At 39.2% G+C, this 22763-nt stretch carries 19 protein-coding genes; 16 read left to right on the top strand and 3 right to left on the bottom strand.

Annotated elements, in window-relative coordinates:
* Positions 1–17: 17 nt before the first annotated feature.
* From DP73_RS17255 to DP73_RS17230, 6 genes are all read left to right on the top strand, one after another.
* Positions 18–206, top strand: a complete 189-nt coding sequence (locus DP73_RS17255) for a ferredoxin (protein ID WP_014903965.1) — start codon at positions 18–20, stop codon at positions 204–206.
* Between the two features lie 387 nt (positions 207–593).
* Entirely contained in the window at positions 594–2294 is a 1701-nt protein-coding gene (locus DP73_RS17250) for a LytS/YhcK type 5TM receptor domain-containing protein (RefSeq protein WP_034601165.1), read from the top strand.
* Between the two features lie 11 nt (positions 2295–2305).
* The gene (locus tag DP73_RS17245) at positions 2306–3097 is read left to right on the top strand and encodes a LytTR family DNA-binding domain-containing protein (RefSeq protein WP_034601163.1); all 792 of its coding nucleotides are present in this window, start codon (positions 2306–2308) and stop codon (positions 3095–3097) included.
* Positions 3098–3299: 202 nt separating this feature from the next.
* Positions 3300–4958: a lactate permease LctP family transporter gene (locus tag DP73_RS17240; RefSeq protein WP_034601161.1), complete on the top strand. Its 1659-nt coding sequence runs from the start codon at positions 3300–3302 to the stop codon at positions 4956–4958.
* 159 nt (positions 4959–5117) lie between these two features.
* The gene (locus DP73_RS17235) at positions 5118–5708 is read left to right on the top strand and encodes a TetR/AcrR family transcriptional regulator (protein ID WP_034601159.1); all 591 of its coding nucleotides are present in this window, start codon (positions 5118–5120) and stop codon (positions 5706–5708) included.
* A 58-nt stretch (positions 5709–5766) separates the two neighbouring features.
* A complete protein-coding gene (locus DP73_RS17230; RefSeq protein ID WP_034601157.1) occupies positions 5767–8862 on the top strand; it encodes an MMPL family transporter in 3096 nt (1031 codons plus the stop codon).
* A gap of 87 nt (positions 8863–8949) precedes the next feature.
* On the opposite strand, the gene DP73_RS17225 is transcribed toward DP73_RS17230, so the two are convergent.
* Both DP73_RS17225 and DP73_RS17220 read right to left on the bottom strand, forming a co-directional pair.
* Positions 8950–9759, bottom strand: a complete 810-nt coding sequence (locus tag DP73_RS17225) for an AAA family ATPase (RefSeq protein WP_034601155.1) — start codon at positions 9757–9759, stop codon at positions 8950–8952.
* A 157-nt stretch (positions 9760–9916) separates the two neighbouring features.
* Positions 9917–10249 (bottom strand): DUF1992 domain-containing protein, encoded by a 333-nt coding sequence (locus DP73_RS17220; protein ID WP_034601153.1) that lies wholly within the window; start codon positions 10247–10249, stop codon positions 9917–9919.
* A 329-nt stretch (positions 10250–10578) separates the two neighbouring features.
* Between DP73_RS17220 and DP73_RS17215 the strand changes: the two genes are divergently transcribed.
* A complete protein-coding gene (locus DP73_RS17215; RefSeq protein WP_034601152.1) occupies positions 10579–13140 on the top strand; it encodes an HD domain-containing phosphohydrolase in 2562 nt (853 codons plus the stop codon).
* Here DP73_RS17215 and yyaC read toward each other — a convergent pair.
* A complete protein-coding gene (yyaC, locus tag DP73_RS17210) occupies positions 13137–13733 on the bottom strand; it encodes a spore protease YyaC (protein ID WP_034601150.1) in 597 nt (198 codons plus the stop codon). The two genes, DP73_RS17215 and yyaC, sit on opposite strands and share 4 nt — an antisense overlap.
* 189 nt (positions 13734–13922) lie before the next feature.
* Here yyaC and DP73_RS17205 point away from each other — a divergent pair, with 189 nt between their 5' ends.
* The 9 genes from DP73_RS17205 to DP73_RS17165 all read left to right on the top strand — a co-directional run bounded on the left by DP73_RS17205 (position 13923) and on the right by DP73_RS17165 (position 22754).
* Positions 13923–14567 (top strand): HD domain-containing protein, encoded by a 645-nt coding sequence (locus tag DP73_RS17205; RefSeq protein ID WP_034601148.1) that lies wholly within the window; start codon positions 13923–13925, stop codon positions 14565–14567.
* Positions 14568–14898: 331 nt separating this feature from the next.
* Complete coding sequence (locus tag DP73_RS17200; RefSeq protein ID WP_034601146.1) at positions 14899–15114, top strand: 4Fe-4S binding protein; 216 nt, start codon at positions 14899–14901, stop codon at positions 15112–15114.
* The gene (locus DP73_RS17195; RefSeq protein ID WP_034601145.1) at positions 15107–16228 is read left to right on the top strand and encodes a 2-oxoacid:acceptor oxidoreductase subunit alpha; all 1122 of its coding nucleotides are present in this window, start codon (positions 15107–15109) and stop codon (positions 16226–16228) included. The genes DP73_RS17200 and DP73_RS17195 overlap by 8 nt, the downstream gene beginning before the upstream one ends.
* The gene (locus tag DP73_RS17190) at positions 16221–17027 is read left to right on the top strand and encodes a 2-oxoacid:ferredoxin oxidoreductase subunit beta (protein WP_034601143.1); all 807 of its coding nucleotides are present in this window, start codon (positions 16221–16223) and stop codon (positions 17025–17027) included. The genes DP73_RS17195 and DP73_RS17190 overlap by 8 nt, the downstream gene beginning before the upstream one ends.
* The gene (locus tag DP73_RS17185; RefSeq protein ID WP_034601141.1) at positions 17027–17611 is read left to right on the top strand and encodes a 2-oxoacid:acceptor oxidoreductase family protein; all 585 of its coding nucleotides are present in this window, start codon (positions 17027–17029) and stop codon (positions 17609–17611) included. The genes DP73_RS17190 and DP73_RS17185 overlap by 1 nt, the downstream gene beginning before the upstream one ends.
* The gene (locus DP73_RS17180; protein WP_034601140.1) at positions 17608–19014 is read left to right on the top strand and encodes a HEAT repeat domain-containing protein; all 1407 of its coding nucleotides are present in this window, start codon (positions 17608–17610) and stop codon (positions 19012–19014) included. Before DP73_RS17185 ends, DP73_RS17180 begins: the two co-directional genes overlap by 4 nt.
* A gap of 336 nt (positions 19015–19350) precedes the next feature.
* Positions 19351–19536 (top strand): hypothetical protein, encoded by a 186-nt coding sequence (locus tag DP73_RS17175; RefSeq protein WP_034601138.1) that lies wholly within the window; start codon positions 19351–19353, stop codon positions 19534–19536.
* Between the two features lie 69 nt (positions 19537–19605).
* On the top strand, positions 19606–21858 hold the full coding sequence (gene acs, locus DP73_RS17170; RefSeq protein ID WP_034601136.1) for an acetate--CoA ligase: 2253 nt from the start codon (positions 19606–19608) through the stop codon (positions 21856–21858).
* 230 nt (positions 21859–22088) lie between these two features.
* Positions 22089–22754: a hypothetical protein gene (locus DP73_RS17165; RefSeq protein ID WP_034601275.1), complete on the top strand. Its 666-nt coding sequence runs from the start codon at positions 22089–22091 to the stop codon at positions 22752–22754.
* Positions 22755–22763 lie beyond the last annotated feature (9 nt).

The following is a 22763-nucleotide window of genomic DNA, read 5'->3' as shown; positions in this document are numbered from 1 at the left end:
TAGAGGAGGTAAGTATTATGATTGCTGAAGTAAACAAAGATGAATGCATTGGATGCGAATCTTGCCCTGCATTCTGCCCCGAGGTTTTTAAAATGGAGGATGATGGTTTAGCAGTTGCATATACTAACCCTGTCCCCGCTGAGTTCGAAGAATCTTGCAAAGAAGCTGTCGAAGGCTGCCCAGCCCATTGTATATCTCTAACCTAAAAAGTTTTTAGTTAAGACATAACCAATATATGACCTTATCCCCTAATTGTTAAGTTCTAATATCTAAGTTGCGGTGATCTACGCTTTGTAGATTACCGCTTGTTTTTTTGTTAATTTTTTCTCGTTAAATACTCTGAAACAAAATTTAAGAACCAAATTAATTTAAAGTTAAATAATAAATACAAATAAGAAAGTTCAAATAACAAGAAAAGTATAAAGTTACACAAAAAACTCAAAAAAGAAAACAATAAGAAATTAACAACATTTAAATTTCCTTATTTTGTTTAAGTTATGAGCTTGAAATATAATTATTTTTCTATAAGATTAAAGTAAAATGCTGTTTAATTCTATTGGTTTATATAATTATTAAATTGAGGAGCTCTGGACATGAATATTACTCTATTTAAGCAGATGGCACTAGACACGAGCTTTTTAGTAACTATTGCTTATCTATTAAGTCTTACTCCTTTATTTAAGAAAACTATGCGAGGGATGATTAATACACGAGAAAGAATCATTCTTATTCTGATATTCGGAATTATTGGGATAGTAGGAACCTATATGAGTCTGCCAACGAAAGGTGCTTTAGCAAATTCTAGAGTTGTGGGAGTAGTTGCCGGAGGACTTTTGGGTGGTCCGGTTATTGGTTTAGGTTCAGGTATCATTGCAGGAACCCATCGATATTTTTTAGGTGGGGCTACATCTTTAAGCTGTGCTATTGCGACCATTATTAATGGCTTAATAGCAGGACTTTTAGCAAAAAATTCTTCAAGCAAACTTTTGAGTTGGAAGCAGACTGTCTTAATCGGTTTTGGATCAGAGATATTGGAGATGTTAATGATTTTGGCAACCTTACCAGCCCCGGATGGTTGGGACGTTGTTAAAACTATGGGCCCCCCCATGATAATTATGAATGGAATAGGAATTGCAATTTTTTATGGAATCGCTCAAAATTCGATTCTGGAAGAAGAGCGGATTGGTGCTCTGCAGGCACAAAAGGCTTTATATATTGCTAATCTAACATTGCCTATCTTACGCCTGGGCTTGAATGAAGAGACCGCGGAAAAAGTGTGCGAAATAATTTTCAAACGTGCCGATTTTGCTGCGGTAGCCATCACAAGCGATCAGAGAGTTTTAGCTCATGTAGGTAAAGGGTCAGATCATCACACAGCTGGATTAGAGCTCCAAACAAAGGCGACCATCGAGGCAATTAGCACCGGGGAGATAAAGTTAGCAGTGAATAAAGAAGAAATTGGCTGCTCAGATAATTCATGTTGTTTAGGATCTGCCTTAATTGTACCTTTACGCTTTGAGAAAACTGTAGTAGGGACACTTAAAATATATCGGCAGGGGAAACGGAGTTTAACGAAAGTTGACCGTGAATTCGCTGCTGGGTTAGGACAGCTATTTTCGACTCAATTAGAACTGGCTGCTTTGGAAACTAGAGCTAGTTTAGTTAGTAAGGCAGAACTGAAGGCATTGCAAGCACAAATCAATCCTCACTTTCTTTTTAATGCTATTAATACGATTGTTTCCTTTTGCCGAACCAATCCTAAAAGAGCAAGAGATTTACTGCTAGAGCTAGGGGACTTTTTTAGGAAAAATTTGCAAAGTGGCGATCGTTTTGTTTCATTGCGCGAAGAATGTGATCATATACGTGCCTATTTAGCCATAGAGCAAGCACGTTTTTCGGATCGGTTAAATGTTATTGAAGAAATCTCTGAAGAGGTGCTGAACTGGCAGCTTCCAGGTTTGACCCTTCAACCGCTAATAGAAAATGCCATTAAACATGGAATATATCCCCTTAACTCAGGGGGGCAGATTATCGTATCTGCTGAACAAGAAAAAGGATTTTTAATTCTTAAAATCACGGATAATGGAGTAGGAATACCTCACGAAAAGCTGAAATTATTACACTCCGGTGAAACAGTTCAAAGTAAAGGATTGGGTATAGGCCTAAAAAATGTTGAGCAAAGATTAAAATATGCTTACCATGGACAAGCAGATTTTATGATTTCAAGTGTCTTTGGACGTGGAACTGTGGTAACTTTAAGGATTCCAGAAAAGCCTCATTTTGAAATAGCTTAGGAGTGGGATAGATGAGAGTTATCGTAGCAGATGATGAACAACCGGCAAGAGATGAGTTAATCTATTTGTTAGGTAAAATTCCGGAAATAGATATAATCGGAGAAGTCTCCACAAACGAGGAAGTACTGAAAAAAGTAAGTGAATTGAAGCCGGATGTGGTTTTCTTGGATATTGAAATGCCGGATGGATCCGGTATAGATACTGCCAGAAAAATTTCAAGAAACCTTGAAGATTCGCTGAGACCTGCATTCGTTTTTGCAACAGCCTACAATAATTATGCAGTTCAGGCCTTTGACTTAAATGCTGCAGATTATCTGCTAAAACCATTTAAAGAAGAACGGTTGGCAGACACTGTTCAACGATTGAAGGCTCGTCTTGATAAACAAAGCAATATAAAAGAAGCTGAAGAAGGATCAATCTCCAATGAATTCATGGATAAACTAGATAGAATCTACTCGATTCTCCATCCAAACAACGGGATGTCGAAACTCAAGGTTGAAGAGAATGAGAAGATATATCTAATTCCTTTTGAAGACATTCTTTATGCAACCATAGAAGATCGATCTGTTCGTGTATTCATAGATAAACGGAGCTATTTGACAAACTATAATTTGAACGAATTAGAAACAATTTTAGGTGAGTCTTTTTTAAGAGTTCATAAAAGTTATGTTGCCAACTTGAATAAAGTTGAAGCAGTAATTCCTTGGTTTAATAATACATGTAATTTGACAATGATCGATGGTTCAGAAATACCTGTGAGCCGAACCTATGTAAAATCCCTACGGCAACACTTGAAACTATAATACCTTTTAGGCAGGATTTGTGGCTATTCAGTCAAGGAATCCTGTTTTTTTTGTTCGATTTATGCTGAAGAATGTATTTTTTTTGTACAATCAGAATTGCAAATCTAAACATGTTTTTGTGAATTATTGAAGAAAGGGTGGTGTAAAAGGGTTTCCGGTTCTTTGAATCCTTTATTTCAAAAGAAAAGAGATGAATGAAAAAATGCCATGGAGTCAAAATTATGCGGCCTTAAACAATAGTATAGGGCTTACTGCACTTGTAGTTTCTATTCCGATTTTTTTCTTATTTTGGGCACTCGCTGTGAAACGAATGAAGGGTTATATTGCCGGATTATTAACCTTAGGAATAACCCTCGTGGATGTGGTACTTGTTTATAAAATGCCAGTAGGAACCGCCCTTTCAGCAAGTTTCTTAGGAATTCTTAATGGGTTATTCCCAATTGCCTGGATTGTTATAGCAGCCGTATTTTTGTATAACTTAACGGTGGAATCCGGACATTTTGATATTATTAAAAGTTCTATCGCTACAATTTCAGATGACCGTCGTATACAGGCCTTATTGGTAGCGTTTTCCTTTGGTGCATTCTTAGAGGGAGCGGCAGGTTTTGGTGCTCCGGTTGCAATTTCTGGCGCTATTTTAATTGGTTTAGGTTTTGAGCCTTTATATGCTGCCGGATTATGCCTGATTGCCAATACTGCTCCAGTCGCTTTTGGTGCAATTGGAAGTCCAATTATTGCTGCCGGAAGTGTAACCGGTATAAGTGATTTCGTAATTTCTCAAGCTGTAGGACGACAGCTGCCATTTTTATCTGTATTAATTCCTCTTTATCTAATTATTCTAATGGCAGGTTGGAAAGCTGCAAAAGAAGTTCTTCCTGCTATTTTAGTAACAGGCGTATCCTTTGCCGTTGCCCAATGGTGGTCTGCAAACTACCTGGGAGCTTATTTGCCGGATATTATCTCTTCCTTGAGCTCATTAGTAGCAACAACAGTGTTCTTGAAGTTTTGGAAACCTAAAACAGTTTGGCGTTTTCCAAGTGAGAAAAAGGCTACAGTTAATACGACCCATTACAGTACTGGAGAAGTCATGAAAGCTTGGTCACCCTTCGTAATCTTAACGGTTATGGTGGCAATTTGGGGAACTCCAAGTTTTAAGAATTGGGTAACTAAGGACTTACAATGGTTTGTCAATATACCTCATTGGCCTGGTCTGGATGGTTTGGTTTATAAAGTTTCACCAATCGTATCGAAGTCCACTGTTTATGCGGCATCCTATAAGTGGGATTTCTTTTCGGCTGGCGGTACTGCAATCCTTATAACCTCCATAATCTCTATGTTTATTTTAGGGGTATCTCCTGCAAAAGCGATTTCAGTTTTTGGTAAGACCCTAAAGCAACTGGTTTATCCGATTATTACTATGGGATCAGTACTTGGATTTGCTTATTTAGCAAATTATTCCGGGCTATCCTTTACCCTTGGATTATTGTTTGCTTCAACCGGAGTAGCATTCCCATTCCTTTCTCCTGTTCTGGGATGGATGGGTGTATTCCTGACAGGTTCTGATACTTCGGCCAACGCCTTGTTTGGAAAACTCCAGCAAGTTACGGCTGAACAAATTGGAGTTAATCCAGTACTAACCGTTGCGGCAAATAGCTCTGGTGGTGTTGTTGGAAAAATGATCTCGCCACAATCTATTGCCGTTGCGGCTGCAGCCACGTCCCTTGTCGGGAAAGAATCGGATCTCTTCCGCTTCACTGTTAAACATTCCCTAATATTCCTTGTGATAGTTTCGGTGATGATTGGTCTACAAGCTTATGTTGTACCGGAGATGATCCCTACAGTGGCGTCTGTACTTAAATAGTTCTGCTACATTGAAAACGGTTTAAGATCAAAACTTAATTAGAAATGAATTTATGAATGGATCAGGATAAAGATAATCTTTACCTGATCCATTTACATATATTGGTGATTTGAATTTAAGTAAAATATGCTATAATCAATAATGAACGGAGGTTCTATAATGCAATATTTGAAGGATGAGGTCAAGCAGAGGATTCTAGAATCTGCTTTAGCAGAATTCAGTTCTATGGGTTACACGGATGCTTCCATGCGTAAGATAGCGAAAAATGCCAAGGTGGCCTTAGGGAATGTCTATCACTATTGTACTAGCAAACAAGAGCTGTTTACCTCTTTGGTTGGCCCGGTCTATGATGGGTTAATGAATTCTATTCAAGAGATCAGGGAGATGGAAGGTGACGAAAGCTACTTTGGAATTAATGAATTAGTTGAAACCTTATTAGATATTTGCCAAAGGCATAATACTGAATTACTTATCTTGATGGAAAAGAGTAAAGGGTCCAAGAACAAATACGAAGATACGAAACAGGATCTTATTGACTTAATTGACGAGGTTTTGGCTGAAAAGATGCTTCCGAACTTCACCAATAGAGGCTTAGTAGTAAACAACTATCTTACGACTATACTATCTACAGCATTTATTGAAGGGTTTTGCTGTATCTTAAAAAAATATAATAATGGAATCGAAGTCAAGGTATTAGTTGATCAATTAATCGCTATCTTTTTTAAAGACATCTCTTTGAGGTTGTCTTAATTTTATAAGTTAATAATGAACAGTTGTTCTAAATAATTTCTTAGGAGTGAATTAAAGTATGAAAACAATGCTAAAAGGACGCTGGTGGATTGTACTCTTTTGGTTACTGGCTACCGCTGTTTTAACATGGTTCACACCTAATCTTGATCCCATTATTAATCAAAGAGGCAATTTATCCTTTGCTGATAAATATCCTTCTCAGACTGCCCAAGAGATGATGGATGAGATTTCAACTGCCTCAGGGGATTCGGGAATCTTTGTATTTTATGATAAGGATACTTTAACAACTCAGCATTTTGATGACATTCAGGCAACTCTTGAAAAACTGAAAACGAACAAAGAAACCCTTGGCATAACAGGATTAGTTGACGTTTTTGATTACCCTGAGGCTAAGGAAAAGCTGGTCTCTAAGGATAATACAACTATGATTGTGCAATTCACTTATGAAAAAGGCAACCGTGATACTCAAGTTATTGTTACGGAGCTTGAGAAAAGTTTTGAAGATCTTCAAGTGGAGCATTATATAACAGGTGGGGCCTTTATCACCAATGATTTCCTGAAGCAGACTAATGCAGGAGTCGAGAAAAGTGCTGTCATAACGGTGTTGTTTATCTTTATAGTGCTTGTTGTAATGTTCCGCTCCCCGGTAACTCCTCTTATATCCCTAATTACGGTAGGTATCACTTATTTGACGTCAATGGGAATCGTCGGACAGCTCATAGATAAATTCGGGTTCCCCGTAACCAGTCTAACACGAATGTTTTTAATCCTAATTCTATTCGGAATTGGAACGGATTATAATATTCTTCTATTCAACCGCTTTAAAGAAGAACTTAGTAATCATCCTAAAAATATTGATAAAGCAATCGCAACTACCTATAAGACAGCGGGAAAGACGGTCATTTATAGTGCACTAACTATTTTTATAGCCTTTCTAGCTCTCAACTTTGTAAAATTTAGTGTTTATCGTTCCGGAGTAGCTGTAGCAGTGGGGATATTTGTTCTTGTTGCACAGTTAATGACCTTGACTCCAGCTATATTGCGGATTCTCAATACCCGATTATTCTGGCCTTCAAAGAATGCGGCGGGACACAGTCAGAGTAAAACCTGGACGAAGGCAGCTGCGTTTTCGGTGAAACGTCCAGCCATTGCAATAGCTGCGATAGCAGTTTTACTAATTCCGATTTTCCTGGCGAGTTCTTATAAACTGTCCTTTGATAATCTTCAAGACATGAGTAATGAATATCCTTCAGTTATGGGATTTAACATTGTTGCCGAGCATTTTAACAAGGGAACCAGTATGCCGACTACGATTGTAATCAGCAACGCTTCTCCATTAGATAACAATACTGATCTAGCTGTTGTTGACAGCCTGACGAAAAAAATTGAAAAAATTGATGGAGTTAATGCAGTTATGGGACCAACCCAACCGCAAGGGTATGAAATTGCTGATTTTTATTCTGATAGTCAAACCAAGAAAGTTGTAAATGGCATGACCTCAGCAAATAATGGGGTTCGAGAGATAACTGATGGACTTGGTACAATCCAAGAAAAACTAACGACGCCAGATTTTTCCCAGGTGGATCAACTTGTAGAAGGTACCTCTAAACTACAAACGGGATTAGGAAGTCTGGCATCGGCGCTTAAGCAAGTGAGTTCGGGAATTGGAGAAGGTGCTTCTGGTGCTGAAGAAATTGCAGATGGAATTGAACAGATTAAGTCTAACTTGTTGATCGTTAATGGAATGGTTAATCAGTTGCATTCAGGATATGCGAGCCTCGAATCCGGTTATGAAACTTTCGGCAAGAACTATAAATCACTACAACAGTCTCTGCGGGGTCTGGCTCAACTAGCGGCGGGTATTCATCAAATTGTTGCAGCAAACCCGGCCTATGCTGATTTGCAAGTACAGGTCTCTCAGATGAATGAGGGACTGGCTGAACTCGATTCTGGATTTGCAGCTTTGAATGATCAGTATAACCTTACGCTGGACTCGTTTTCAAAACTTAATGAGGGCCTAAGTCAGTTATCCGGCGGAATAATCAGAATAAGTGAGGGATTATCCCGGCTTGAAAATGGACAGCGAAGCTTAGCAGAAGGTCTGAAGCAAGGGAATAACGGGGGAGATTTCATTGTTTCCAACATGGAAGAGATGACGGAAGGTCTTGCCCAAATTTCAGGCGGGCAGCAACAAATGGCAGGAGGGCTGTCGAGTCTTGGTGGCTCATTAACCCAATTAAAAAGTGGTATCGTTGCTAGTAGTGATGGCTTAGGACAGATTTCAGAGGGAATTGATCAATCAAATGATTTCCTGACAGGGTTTGAATCTACTAAGGTATTCTATCTGCCGGAAGAGGCTCTGCAATCCAATGATTTTCAGAAAGCTCTTGATGCCTATATGTCAAAGGATAGGAAGACGGTGAAGCTTCTTGTAACTCTTGACGATGATCCCTATTCTGATAATGCCATTAACACTATTGCGAGGATTAACCAGCTTATACCTTCATCCCTTGCTGGTACCTCTCTGGCTGATGGGCAATATGCCATAGGGGGTGAAACATCTACAACCAACGATTTACACGGAATAGCCATCAGTGATATGAAAACAACTCAGGTTATCGTGCTTATAGGAATTTTTATAGTGCTTGTGTTAATTATCAAGTCATTTTGGATTCCTGTTTATATCATTGCGTCACTACTTTTGTCCTTTTACACTTCTATAAGTCTAACCAGCCTATTTGCAAAACAGTTTTTGGATTCCAGTGAACTTGCCTGGAATGTACCGTTTTTTGGTTTTGTCATGATTGTTGCATTGGGTGTGGATTACAGTATCTTTTTGATGATGCGATTTAAGGAATATAAAGGGGTGACTCCTCATGAGGGAATTATTAGGGCATCTGGCAATGTAGGAGGAGTTGTTTTATCAGCGGCAATTATTCTTGCCGGTACCTTTGCAACACTGGCTCCTTCAGGAATCAATACCCTAATAGAGTTGGCTGTTTGTGTCTGTCTGGGTATCCTAATTCTTAGTGTCATATTATTACCTTTCGTAATCCCTGGGTTTATCTCTATTCAGGATAATCTAGTTAAAAAGTATTCATATGAGCAAAATGATATCTATCCGGAACCGAATCACAGCAATTCCCAAGCTTAATAAAATAATAGGACAGGCACTGTTGTAATTCTAATGAAATAACAACAGTGCCTGTCCTATCTAGGATGACAATTAGTAAACCATTATTTATGCTATAGCAAATGCCTCTTTTACGAAAGAGAGATACTCAGGTGCTTTATTAATATCCGGTTGGCCGTGGGTTTGCGCTAAGCCATGCCGTATTGCTCGTTTGATAACTGTCTCAAAAACTTTAATGTCTGGAGTTTCGGCAAAACGTTTTCGTAAATCTTGGAGCATCACATGATGAAGGTTAGTATGGTCTTGAACCATTGTAGGTAAAACTCCTAAGATATTGACCTTAGCTCCTTGTTCCTGAATGGTCTTGACTAAATTGATTGTTTCGTGAATACCATCAATTGAAAGCCCCTCGGGCAGAACCGGTATGATTATATCCGTAGAAGCTAATAAGGAATTTATGGTGGGCATATCATTGCTGGGAGAAGTATCAATTAAGATGTAATCATAATTGTTTTTAATTTGACCAATGGCATTTTTTAAAAGGAATTTGGGATTGGGAAATTGTTTGGAATTTTGCTGACCAATTACTTTGGGTCCCAGATCAGATAAAGAATTGTTTGAAAGATAGAGATCTACTCCAAAAGCGGTATGTTTAATGTCTTTCATTTTCGCTTCACCAATTAAGACCTCATAAATCGTTCTTTTCAAGTTAATCTTTTTAATTCCAAAAGAAAGCGCGATATGACCTTGGGCATCCATGTCTATAATTGCTGTCTTATATCCGAGGCTAACTAACCCTACGGCCATGTTTGTCACAGTTGCAGTTTTGCCAACCCCACCTTTTTGGGAGGCAACACATATTACCCGTGCTGATTTTGTGTTATTAACAGTGTTAGTGATTTTAGAATGTTTAGCCATATGATACAACCCCTTCTTTAATATGTATAGGATAATATTACCATATACTTCCAATCTAGTACATACCTGGAATGAAGTTGAAGCATAAAAAACAACAGAAACCTTTCGGTTTTCCTGAAAGGTTTCTGTTGTTTTTTATGGATTGTCGCTGGAAAAGTTAGTAGGGTTTACTTCGTTTTTTCAGTTCCACTAATAAGTTATATTTTAAGCGGGCCTCTTCGAGTTTTTTGGCTATAGTTTTTGTTGCTTCTTGACTGACACGCTGGGTAAGCTGTTCACTCAACTCATCTATGTCCTTTAATAGTTGTGCTTCTTCAGGTAAGAACCCCCCGTTTTTTAATAACATATAACCAGCACGTATTTCTTCCGGAAGGCTGGCCCAGTAGGTAAGATCGATTGGTTTGCCTTGAGAAGGGAGGTTATCAAATTCTCCATTTCTCATTGCCTCTTGAATCCTTTTTTCAGCGAGTTCATTAAAAATATCAAACATGAGCCTCGGCTCCTTATCAATGAGTTTATCTATATTAAGAAATATTTTCTTAGTTATTTGATAGAATGATATCTCTTAAGCCTTTATCAAGTCAACCCTTTCAAGCAGTTTAAATACTTTTCCAGGAGTTACATTGTGTTAGGAGTACTTAAAAATTCGCACTAAAATTATTGATCAAAAAAGGATTTCGTAAATACATAAAGAATAATAGAGAAATAAATCGTTTTGTGTCGTATTATATTATATAAAAAATTTCGTTATAATTGCGGTGAGATATTTGTGTTGCACTCGTTACCTTGAGTTACTTCGATAAGGGGAGAGTAAAACTAATGAAAAATGCACGACTAAATATTTTTTGGATTATGGGACTAGTATTTGTACTTATTTTCCTATCTCTTATTCAGCCGGCAGCCGCTTCTGATATAAAAAGTATTAGTGTGGTAATGGATGACAACTATCCCCCTTATGCATTTAGAGATAGTAATGGAGAGTTACAAGGAATTACCCTTGATCAATGGAAGCTTTTTGAACTGAAGACAGGGATTCAAGTAAATATAACCGGCATGACTTGGAGCAAAGCTTATGAAAGCATGACTCAAGGGAAGTTTGATGTTATTGACACTATCTCCTATCGAGAGGAGAGAACTACAATCCTTGATTATGCAGAATCATATGCTACTATTGTGGTTCCGATATTCTTTCAGAATAGTATATCTGGAATTACTAATGTCAACTCCTTAAAAGGTTTTACTGTAGGAGCAAAAAAAGGGGATAACTCTATCAATGTTTTGAGGGATTACGGGATAACTGACATTGAAGAATATGATACTGCTGAAGCTGTTGTACAGGCAGCAAAAGATCACAAACTTGTAGTGTTTGTGATGGGAAAACCCCCTGGACTCTATTACTTGTATAGATTGGGGATTCAGGATGATTTCAATTACACGAATTCTTCCCTATATACGAGTAATTTTTATAGAGCCGTTAAAAAGGACAACAAGGAAATGTTGACGACAATTAATAAGGGATTTGCTAAGATTTCTGAGAGTGAATATAAAGCGATTGATGAACAGTGGTTTGGATCAAAGAATTTGAATCTGTATGAACATCCACTATTAAAAATCATCGTATCTATCGGAGGAACAATTCTTGTAGTTGCCATGTTGTTATTCCTTTGGAACAGGACTCTACAAAGAATGGTTAGACAAAGAACCAGCGAATTGACCGAGGCTCTTATAGCCCGAAAACAAGTGGAGGCTGAGATTAGAACCTTGAATACTGAGCTGGAAAATCGAGTCCAGCAAAGAACTGCCCAGCTGGAAGCGCTAAATAGCGAGTTGGAAGAGAGTAATGCCCTGCTCGAGGAGGAGATTGTCAAGCGAGAGATTATTGAGGAAGAAATACGGAATCTAAATGATGGGCTTGAAGACACGGTGAAAATGCGTACCTGTCAGTTGGATATGCTTAATAGTGTTCTGGAACAGCAGAATTCTTTATTACACGAATCCCAAAGAGTAGCACATTTAGGAAGTTACGTTGCAGATATCCAAAAAAGAGATTGGCTTTGTTCGCCTGAGCTTTGTGAGGTTTTTGGGATTGACGACACCTATCCCCACACGGAGGAGAGTTGGATGAAGATTGTTCATCCCGAATGGCGTTCCAAGCTTTCAAACTATTTTTTACAGGCTGCTAAAGCTCATCAAGGTTTTGATTTTGTCTATAAAATTATCAGAATTAACGATGGAGAAGAACGTTGGGTGCATGAACTGGGCAAATTTGAGTTGGATGAGAATCATAAGGCATGTCGGTTAATTGGGATCATTCAAGATATTACCGATAGAAAGTTTGCAGAAGAGAAAATTGTTTATTTAAGTCTTCATGACCAATTAACAGGCTTATATAACCGACGCTTTTTTGAAGAAGAGCTAAAACGTTTTGATGTTCCTGGTAATTATCCATTGACCCTTGTAATGGGGGATGTGAATGGACTTAAATTAATTAATGATTCCTTTGGTCATGCTTACGGGGATGAACTTCTTAAACATGTTGCAGAGGTTCTAATTGAAGGCTGCAGAAAAGAAGATATCATTGCTAGATTGGGTGGAGATGAGTTTGTCCTTCTGCTACCAAACACGGATACTGTGGAAACGGAGAAAATCCTTAAACGAATAAATGAATTAGCCAAAAAGAAACGTGTTGGTACTGTCGAAATATCAATATCTTTTGGTTATGAAACTAAAAAGAGTGAAGAAAGAGATATTCTAGAGATATTAAAAAGAGCCGAAGATTATATGTACAAGAAGAAGCTGTTTGAAGGGCCGAGTATTCGTGGAAAAACCATTCAGACAATTATTAGAACTCTTCATGAAAAAAATACTCGGGAAGAACAGCATTCCTACCGGGTTTCAGAGCTTTGTCAAAAGATGGGGGAAGCGCTTTGCCTATTGGATGGAGAAGTTCAAGAGTTAAAAAATGTGGGTTTGCTCCATGATATTGGCAAAATTGCAATTGACGAAAATATCCTTAACAAGCCGGAAAAACTAAGCTTTGACGAATGGGAAGAAGTTAAACGTCATCCTGAAATCGGTTATCGAATTTTAAGCACAGCCAATGGAATGGCTGAAATTGCGGAATACGTCTTAGCCCACCATGAAAGGTGGGATGGATTAGGTTATCCAAAGGGGTTAAAAGGAGAGGAACTGCCTCTTCAGCCAAGGATTATAGCCATTGCTGATGCCTATGATGCTATGACAAGTTCGAGAAGCTATAGAGATGCTTTATCGAATAAAGTGGCCATCGAAGAGTTGAAGAAAAACGCGGGAACCCAGTTTGATCCGGTGCTTGTTGAACTTTTTATTCAAAAGGTCATTAATCCTACCCCGGATTTTTAGGAGCATTGATTGCGAGTGATTGTTCGAACTTGTCTCTCCTGGGGAACAGGTACCGCACGCCAGATTAAATGTGTCATGTCAGTGGCTAGCTTCATTACTGTATGAAGACGAGTGCATTGTAGAACCTGAAGCTCGAGGAAGCCTCCCATATTGACAATTCCAAGGATTGAGATATCACCTACAGTTGGCAAACTCTTGTTTAAAGCTGCTCCTGGGGATAAAGGAGAGTTGGCTAAGGATATTTTACCGATTTCATCATAGTTGCCAAGACAGGCATCGATGGCAACGACAATATCTGGGTTATTTATTGCCATTGCTTTTTCTAGATCTTTAATTAAATTTTGGGCGTGAAGAGGTTCGTCAAGTGTTCCTAATACCGTATAACCTAGTCGCTTTAGATTTGTTCCAACCAGTGGCCCCAAACAGTCACCAGTTGCCCGGTCGGAGCCTATGCAAGTGAAGAGGACTTTCTTCCTATATGTTAGTTCTTTCAACGTGGAGATAAAGGACAGCTTTTCGGTGTAGTCAATGGAAAATGAATTAAATGTTGCTAGGATACTCATAGATTTATTCGTAATATTAGTCACCCCCATTTTAGGTGATAGCGCTTATTAGTTATTGTATATATGAAGGTAAAATATATGCTTAAATTAGCAAGGGTATATAATGACGAACTGGTTTGGGTTAAGTGGACAAGTTAAAAATAATGTTGAATACAAGCATTTAAATTAAAAAAGTTGGAAAGCATAGATTAAAAGAATCGTTAAACTGGAGTAACTAAAATGAAAATATTTCCTGAAATCGATGACCATTTAATGAATGACCTTAAACCATCAGCCTATATTAATGAATTAAGCAACAGGGAATTATTTAAAGAATACCCCTTCACGTTACTGAGCGATTTAAAGAAAGTCCCTCAATCACCCAAACACCATCCTGAAGGATCCGTGTGGAATCATACAATGTTAGTTCTGGATAATGCTGGGGAAAGAAAACATCTAAGCCAAGACCCAAAGGTTCTTATGTGGTCAGCGTTACTTCATGATTTGGGAAAAGCATCAGCAACGAAGATGACGAAGGGGAGAATTACCTCATATGACCACGACAAATTGGGAGAGGGGCTTGCAGTAAAATTCCTTAAAGAGTTCACGAAGGATGAGGAATTTATCAATAAGATTTCCAAAATGGTCAGGTGGCACATGCAGATACTCTTTGTTACGAAGAGTTTGCCATTTGCTGATATTCGAAGAATGGCTTCCGAAATTTCCGTTGATGAAGTTGCCCTACTTGGATTATGTGATAGATTAGGGAGAGGAAACATGACCCTGGAAAAAAAAGTAAGTGAGGAAAAAAGTATCTTATCCTTTTTAGAAAAGTGCCAAATGTATTTGAGTGACCGGAAAAGTTCCTTAGATTTAGTCAGGTAAGAAGAGAAAATCCGACGAGGGTCGAAACTACTAGGAATAGGTTTAACAGTTAATAGCTGTTGAGCCTATTTTTGCATTCAATTCATATATATAAAGTGTAGAATTGTTGATTAACAAGAATGATCAATATTAAATTATCGAATCTTCAAAAGATTTTGGATTGATGGGAGGAAAATTAAGACATCTGGCGAACAAATGAGTTAAGAGTAATCGCCTAAACCCTGGGACCTGGGGACAAGTGCGTTGTTTCTTCATAGTTAAAGCAGTGAGAAAACAACGTACTTGTCCTTCTTTCACAAATGACTTTGGATATTAGGGAGATGGGAAGACATTGGTTACAGCAATTCATGATACTAGGGTAATTGTTAATGAGGATTGGTGCAAGAAATGCGGAATATGTATAGCCTTTTGTCCCAAAAAAGTTCTGGAAAGTAATGAACTAGGAAGGGTTGTGGTTGTCAGGCCAGACCAATGCATAGCATGTAAGATTTGTGAGAAACTCTGCCCAGACTTTGCTATCAATATAGAGGTGACTAAAGATGAGTAATCCAAAGCTAATGCAAGGAAATGAAGCTGTAGCGGAAGGAGCTCTGGCAGCGGGGGTTCTTTTCTATGCCGGATATCCCATTACACCCTCTACAGAAATAGCTGAAAAGATGGCTGAAAGGCTGCCCTTAGTTGGTGGGAGCTTTATCCAAATGGAAGATGAAATTGGAAGTATGGCAGCAATTATTGGAGCGTCCTTGACAGGACTTAAAGCACTTACAGCGACGAGTGGACCAGGTTTTTCATTGATGCAGGAAAATTTAGGTTATGCTGTAGCCACTGAAGTTCCATGTGTCGTGGTCAATGTACAAAGAGGAGGACCAAGTACGGGATTACCAACTTCACCCGCCCAAGCTGATGTTATGCAGGCTCGATGGGGTACTCATGGAGATCATCCCATAATTGCCATAACCCCTTCCACTGTACAAGAGTGTTATCTGCTAACAGTCATTGCCTTTAATTTGTCAGAGGAATATCGGATCCCAGTAATTTTACTAATGGACGAAGTAATCGGTCACTTGCGAGAAAAAGTAGTTTTACCTGATCAGTTGACAATCGTAAATCGCAAAGGGCCTGATGTACCACCAGGAGAGTATCTTCCTTACGAAAACGATGACAGCATGATCCCGGCAATGGCTAACTTCGGTGATGGTTATCGTTACCATGTAACTGGATTGACACATAATCAGAAAGGCTTGCCAACCGGAAATCCGGAAGTGACCAAACCCTTTATGCAACGCTTAACGCAAAAGCTAAATCCATACTTAGATCGGATTCAAATGGTTGAGGAAGTGCTGCTAGAAGATGCAGACTTGATTTTAATTGCTTACGGATGTAGTGCTCGTTCAGCTATGGAGGCCCTTCATATAGCTCGTGGACGTGGTTTGAAAGTTGGGCTTTTTCGCCCAATAACGATTTGGCCTTTTCCGCAAAAGCAGTTAGAGAAGTATGTTGGTCGCAAATTTCTAGTGGTAGAAATGAATACGGGACAGTTAGCTGGCGAAATTGAAAGAATCTTTGGCAATAAGGCTGTGGAACGGTTAAATCGTATAGATGGAGAATTAATAACTCCCAAAGAAGTTCTAGAAAAGATTGGGGGGTTATGTAATGTTTAATGATATCGCACAGTATTTTAGAACCGATACCTTACCTCATATCTGGTGCCCTGGGTGTGGAATAGGGACGATCACTGCTGCAATTGTGAGAGCTATTAAAACTCTGCAGCTTGATCAAAATAAGGTGATTTTTGTCTCCGGAATTGGCTGTTCTTCTCGAATGCCGGGTTATTTAGACTTTAATACAATCCATACGACCCACGGTAGAGCGCTGCCCTTTGCCACTGGAATTAAAGCAGCTCGCCCGGAACTGGATGTTTTTGTTATCATGGGAGATGGTGATTCAACAGCTATTGGTGGGAATCATTTGATTCATGCCTCTAGACGCAATATCGATCTGACAGCTATAGTGATTAATAATAGTATATATGGTATGACCGGTGGACAGACTTCTCCACTAACTCCCCATGACAAACGAGGAACGACCTCTCCTTTCGGTAACCTTGAGAGACCTTTTCAGGTACTAGAGCTGGCTAAAGCAGCTGGAGCAACATATGGGGCTAGAGCCACTGCCTTTCATAATCAACTCCTTACTAAACTCGTAATAGATGCCTACAATAATTCGGGGTTTTCTCTGGTAGAGGCAATATCCCAGTGTCCTGTATCCTATGGTCGGCGAAATAAGTTCAAAACCCCGGCGGATATGCTGCTGTGGCAAAAAGAGCATGCTTACAAAGCTGGGCAACGAATTGGACATGAGGATGACTTTGAGATTGGCGAAATTTTTCGCAGCGAGGCACCTGAGTACACAAAGGAATATGACAAATTACGACAAAGGCTAAAGGAGGTCAGTCGCTGATGGCAATGCAAAAATTTTTGTTGACCGGAACAGGTGGACAGGGACTGATTTTAGCTGCAATAATGTTAGCTGAGGCGGGAATTTATGCTGGACAAAATGTTGCTCAGAGTCAAAGCTATGGTCCTGAAGCTCGGGGCGGTGCTAGTCGGGCTGAAGTTATTATCGGGGATGAGGACATTTATTACCCTAAAGTTGAGAGACCGGACTTCGTCCTAACCCTTAGTCAGGAAGCTTACAAAAAATATGGCTTACATCTAGACGAAGAGGCTATTCTGATTGTCGATGATACTCAAGTAACAGAGGTCAAGCCGAGAAGTAAAAACTTTTATTCGTTGCCCATAACTAAGGCTGTCCGAGCCCATTTTGGCTCTGAACAAAGCGCTAATGTATTAGCCCTGGGAGTTGTGGCCTCAATAAGTGGTTACCTATCTATGGATAATGTTTTACAGTCAGTTAAGCATCGAGCCCCAAAAGGTACTACTGAGCAAAACATCAAAGCGCTGGAAATAGGATGGAAAATGGGATTAAAGGCGGGGGAAAACCAAGAAAATAAACATTGTCAAAACGAAGGTGATGAATCGTGACAGAGCTAAGGAATTGGGGTTGGACCCAAAATGATTTGTCCAGCTTGGCAGAAAGCCTCACTGCCGTACTGCTTGAGGAGTGGGGTGGGCCAAGAAGTCCACTTGCACTTAAATATATTAATGAAACTATCATTCCAGATCTTATTCATTGCTTTTGTTGCAATGCAGACTTGCTTACAAATTCGACCTATGCCGAAATTATTCAGTGGAAACTAAAAAATCAGTTTGCCAATCCTTCTGCTGTTGTAGAGGATTTGGCGAAAGACTTACTAGTCCCTGCGCAAAAAATCATCAAACGTCCACAAATAACCGATCCGAAGGAACCCTGGAGACGAATCTTTCGTCTCTGGATTGGTGGGGAATCATTGCCTAATATAGCCGAGAGAACAGGTTATCCTTTAGATTATCTGGATTTATTAATTCTAAGATTAAAAAGACTGAAAGCATTTATTGCAAGCACTAGGGCTAGTCTCCTGGAATGTAAGCAGAATGCAGAACTAAGAGATTATGGATTCGAACAATTAAGTTTCCTTTATCAATTCCAGACTGGGGTCTCTGGAGAGCCCTTATATAAAGAACGTCTGATTCTGGAACAAGTAATTTGGGATCTGGGAATGCCACTAATGGTTCCGGATTTGGTAACTCTATTAGAGATAATCCATACCCATGAAGGACGGTTGGATGAGCAGTCTTTAATATCAGCAATGAGCGAGGCTGCAGGAATGTGGGGGTCAGGGATTGGGGCTTCCGGAGGTGACCAAAGAGTTAACCTTTTCTCATGTGTCATTGATGGACTGATATCCTTGCACTATATTCAAAAGAACAAAGCCGGCAAGCTGGCACTAAGTGAGAAAAGTGCTCAAATAATCGCAGGTTTCTTACTACCGAAACTTGGCGAGCAACTAAAGAGAGCTGTTGAAATTGAGGATCTGGAATTAGCCAAAGGAATTTTATTAGGTCAAAACGAAGCTGTCTTAATCCATTTAATCGACTGGGTTGTCACTGAATTTAATAATGAGCAAGGGTTTGAGATGCTAAGTAATATCTATCAAAAGGTAAGTAGAAGGGTTGATATTCATCTAATAAAGGCCTTCGCCAAGCTTCCTAAGGCCTTTGATCTGCTAATAAAATGTTTAGGCGATAATGATAGCTTAATTAGAGGGAGAGCTTGCGACGCTTTGTCACAGATGGGAAATAGATCTGCAACTGTTTCATTACTTCAATTGTTGAAAGATCCTGTTGTTGGGGTAAGAGAATTGGCAGTGCAAGCCCTAGGAGAAGTAGGTGATAGCTCTACGATTGAGTATCTTTCCAGAGTATCTGAAGATTATGGGGAATCAGTAAGTATAAGAGAGAAAGCAAGGAAGGCTATTCTGAAAATTGAAAGTCACCGCAAGCTTTAGTGATCTTTTCAACCAAGATGTTTAGCAATCTAAGCACCTTGGTTGAATTTAATTATGTAATCAAAAGAAAAAAATATAAAAAAATCATTGAAATATTCAGTAAAGTGTGTTAGTATTCATTTATGGTTGAAATCAAGTTTCAAGTAGTTATAGGTATTCATCTCTAGTCAAGTGAAAATACGTGCAAGTTATAGGAGGGATGTATAAAAATAAAAAAATATCATTTCGATTTATCTTAATGTAGAGTATAAAGAAACATGTAAATTTTGTTTTCAATATGTAAAACATAGTTTCATGATGCAAAACAATACAAGTATATTAACGGAGGTTAGATCAGTGACTATTGAAAAAGCAAAAAAGCAGAGCGCTATCGGAAACATTCCTTCAATGGATACAAAAGATATTAGAAAAGAAAGTAAAAGAGGAGATTCGGCTGAGATTCGAACTAAAGTTAAAGAAGCAATTAAAGCTATTGAACTTTGTTACAATTATGAAACTGGGTTTCATTATATAAAACAATAAACCCCCTATATTGGGTTTTCTTAAGCTGGCCTGTCGTCATAGGGACTTTTTGAAAGGAGGATTGTTGACATGGTTATTCGAAACCCTGAAATTTTCGACCTGGGGCAAGATCGGACAAAGTTTTGGGGCGACCAGGGAAACCGTTTGGACTGGTTTAAACCTTGGGATAAAGTTCTGGAATGGAATAATCCTTTTGCCAAGTGGTATGCCGGCGGGAAACTAAATGCTGCATATAATTGTTTAGACCGTCACCTTAACGGGGCACGCCGAAATAAAGCTGCACTAATCTTCGAAGGAGAGTTGGGAGACTACAGAGTTCTTACTTATCAAGATCTCCACCGTGAGGTATCCCGCTTTGCAAATGTTCTTAAATCCTACGGAGTAGAAAAAGGGGATCGTGTGACAATATATATGCCTATGATCCCTGAGACTGTGATTGCGATGCTTGCGTGTGCTAGGATTGGTGCCCCTCATATTGTTGTATTTGGTGGATTTAGTTATGAAGCGTTAAAAGATAGGGTTTTGGATGCTCAGTCCAAGGTTATCGTCACATCAGATGGCAGTTATCGGCGAGGGAACATAATTCCTCTCAAAGAAAATGTAGATCAAGCGTTAAAGACCGTTACTTGTGTGGAAAAAGTAATTGTTGTTCAAAGAACCGGCCAGTCAGTTGCAATGAAAGAAGGCCGTGATATTTGGTATCACGAAGTTGTCAAAAATATACCAATAGTTTGTCCGGCAGAGGAAATGGATGCTGACGATATGCTATTCATTCTTTACACCAGTGGAACAACGGGCAAACCTAAAGGAATTGTCCATAGTGTTGGGGGGTACATGGTCGGGGTCTCAACAACTCATGAATGGGTATTTGATCTCAAGGATGAAGATGTGTATTGGTGTACAGCGGATGTTGGCTGGATAACAGGACATAGTTATTTAGTCTATGGCCCATTAGCCAATGGTGCAACTATTTTATTGTACGAAGGTGCGCCGGATTATCCTGATAAAGATCGGTATTGGGAGATTGTAGAGAAATACAAGGTTACTATACTATACACAGCGCCCACTGCGATTCGTACGTTTATGAAATGGGGAGAAAAATACCCAATGGGGCGGGATATTTCCAGTCTGCGACTTTTAGGTTCTGTGGGAGAACCCATTAATCCTGATGCGTGGATGTGGTATCATAAACATATCGGAAAAGAACGTTGTCCTATAGTTGATACTTGGTGGCAAACTGAGACAGGGATGATTATGATTACCCCTATACCTGAGGTTACTCCCCTAAAGGCGGGCTCTTGCGCTGTACCTTTTCCTGGGGTCAAGATGGAAATTGTGGATCATCAGGGAAAACCCGTAGAAAAAGGTGATAGTGGTTATTTAGTAGTTTGTGAGCCTTGGCCGGCAATGCTCAAAACTGTCTATGGTGATGATAAACGTTACGAAGACACCTATTGGGGACAGTATGCTGGTATGTATTTTACAGGGGATGAAGCCAAATGGGATGAGGATGGTTATTTTTGGGTAATAGGACGTGTGGATGATGTTATTAATGTCTCAGGACATCGGATTGGAACGGCGGAAGTCGAAGGTGCGTTAGTTGATCATCCTGCGGTAGCAGAAGCCGCTTGTGTTGGTAGAACTCACGCCGTTAAGGGGCAAGCAGTTTTTGCTTTTGTAAGTCTCAAAGAAGGTATAGTAATTCACGACAGTTTAATTGCTGAACTTAAGGCCCATGTTGTCTTAAAGATTGGTTCATTAGCACGGCCTGATGATGTTTTTTTAACGGATGAATTGCCGAAGACCCGAAGCGGAAAGATTATGAGGAGATTGTTAAAGGATATCGCTGAAGGCAGGGCAATGGGGGATACCAGCACTCTTGCTGATGCTTCGATCATTGATTTGCTTAAGAAAAATGTTAATCAAAAGACGGCTACAGTTCAAAAAACTGAAGTTGCTCATAGCGTAGCAATAAAATTGGGTAGAAATAAAATTTCCATTCCCGACACGGCTGTATTTAATCGCTGTAAAGATGAGTCCTACGAAGGATATAGTTATACAGTATGGTTCTCTACTCCGGCAAAGGATGGATTGCGTCATCCAGTTACTCATTTTTATTGCTTTCAGTGGATAGAAAGACTGAATTCTGTTTCCGAAATAATCTGTGCGGTTACGAACATAATGATAAACAATAAAGATACTTTCGATGCAATTTTCGCAAATGGGGCACCAGATTTTAGCCACGCAGTAATTAATGAAGGAAATATTACAGATGATTTAGCAGAAGAAGCGCAAATTTGTTTTTGTGGTTCCGAAGGCTAAAGACATTGATAAACAAAAACCATCCTTGGAATCCATTAGGATTGCCTAAGGGTGGTTTTTTGTGACTAGATATAGCCCATAAACTCACTTGAAAAAAAGTGAGTAGAGCACAAAAACCTGATATAATGATAATGAAACTCAAAATAGTAATTACCGTCAATATTAGAAATAATATGACTATGGAGAGACAGGGTACTTTACTATGGTAAGCAATGGGAAAAGGAGATGTTATGAAAAAGAAAATTATAATAATTACAAGTATAATGCTTTTACTGCTCACCGGAGCAGGTGTCTGGGGATATAATAATTTCTTTAAGTCTGACCCTAAAATTCAGCAACAACTTAATAATCAATTCGGAGAAGACTTTTTTAAATCTTTCGATGATGAAATTGCAGATGAAAATCCAGGTGCTTCAAATGAACAACAAACTAAAGGTATGGATTTAGCGGGTGATGCTCCGAGATCGGAACTTGCAACAGAGAAGGTGCAGCAAGGAAATGCAATAAGTGATACTGCTACCGATGGGAATCAAGGGAGCTTAGACAAAGAGATAACTAAAGAGCAAGTAATCAGTAAGTATCAACCCAAGTTTAACAATTTGCAAAATGCAGCCTTGGGTCGCTTAGATACCTTGTATACTGCTGCAGCTAAGGAATACGAACAACTCCGCAAGGCTGGTACTCTAAACCGGTCAGCATTGGCTCAAAAATATATCCAGGCGGGGACTATGCTTGAGGCTAACGTGGACAACCAATTTTATAGTACTCTTAATGCAATGCAGGCCGAATTAGAGGCTAATAAACTGCCTACTGATGTAATAGCTTCCACTAAGGCAGCTTATGAACAGGCTAAGTCAAATAAAAGAGCACAGCTTTTGTCTAAAGTTCGTAATTAGTGTTAAAAG

Source organism: Desulfosporosinus sp. HMP52 (genome assembly GCF_000765145.1).
GTDB lineage: Bacteria > Bacillota > Desulfitobacteriia > Desulfitobacteriales > Desulfitobacteriaceae > Desulfosporosinus.
The sequence above is the reverse complement of the archived record's forward strand: the minus strand, read 5'-3'. Positions and strand labels throughout refer to the sequence as shown.

Bases quoted from the DNA above. Each gene is read 5' to 3' on its own strand.
- DP73_RS17205 (WP_034601148.1), top strand. From the start codon at position 13,923: ATGAAAATATTTCCTGAAATCGATGACCATTTAATGAATGACCTTAAA.
- DP73_RS17245 (WP_034601163.1), top strand. From the start codon at position 2,306: ATGAGAGTTATCGTAGCAGATGATGAACAACCGGCAAGAGATGAGTTA.
- DP73_RS17255 (WP_014903965.1), top strand. From the start codon at position 18: ATGATTGCTGAAGTAAACAAAGATGAATGCATTGGATGCGAATCTTGC.
- DP73_RS17235 (WP_034601159.1), top strand. From the start codon at position 5,118: ATGCAATATTTGAAGGATGAGGTCAAGCAGAGGATTCTAGAATCTGCT.
- DP73_RS17185 (WP_034601141.1), top strand. From the start codon at position 17,027: ATGGCAATGCAAAAATTTTTGTTGACCGGAACAGGTGGACAGGGACTG.
- yyaC (WP_034601150.1), bottom strand. From the start codon at position 13,733: ATGGGGGTGACTAATATTACGAATAAATCTATGAGTATCCTAGCAACA.
- DP73_RS17165 (WP_034601275.1), top strand. From the start codon at position 22,089: ATGAAAAAGAAAATTATAATAATTACAAGTATAATGCTTTTACTGCTC.
- DP73_RS17220 (WP_034601153.1), bottom strand. From the start codon at position 10,249: ATGTTTGATATTTTTAATGAACTCGCTGAAAAAAGGATTCAAGAGGCA.
- acs (WP_034601136.1), top strand. From the start codon at position 19,606: ATGGTTATTCGAAACCCTGAAATTTTCGACCTGGGGCAAGATCGGACA.
- DP73_RS17195 (WP_034601145.1), top strand. From the start codon at position 15,107: ATGAGTAATCCAAAGCTAATGCAAGGAAATGAAGCTGTAGCGGAAGGA.
- DP73_RS17240 (WP_034601161.1), top strand. From the start codon at position 3,300: ATGCCATGGAGTCAAAATTATGCGGCCTTAAACAATAGTATAGGGCTT.
- DP73_RS17215 (WP_034601152.1), top strand. From the start codon at position 10,579: ATGAAAAATGCACGACTAAATATTTTTTGGATTATGGGACTAGTATTT.
- DP73_RS17250 (WP_034601165.1), top strand. From the start codon at position 594: ATGAATATTACTCTATTTAAGCAGATGGCACTAGACACGAGCTTTTTA.
- DP73_RS17225 (WP_034601155.1), bottom strand. From the start codon at position 9,759: ATGGCTAAACATTCTAAAATCACTAACACTGTTAATAACACAAAATCA.
- DP73_RS17190 (WP_034601143.1), top strand. From the start codon at position 16,221: ATGTTTAATGATATCGCACAGTATTTTAGAACCGATACCTTACCTCAT.
- DP73_RS17230 (WP_034601157.1), top strand. From the start codon at position 5,767: ATGAAAACAATGCTAAAAGGACGCTGGTGGATTGTACTCTTTTGGTTA.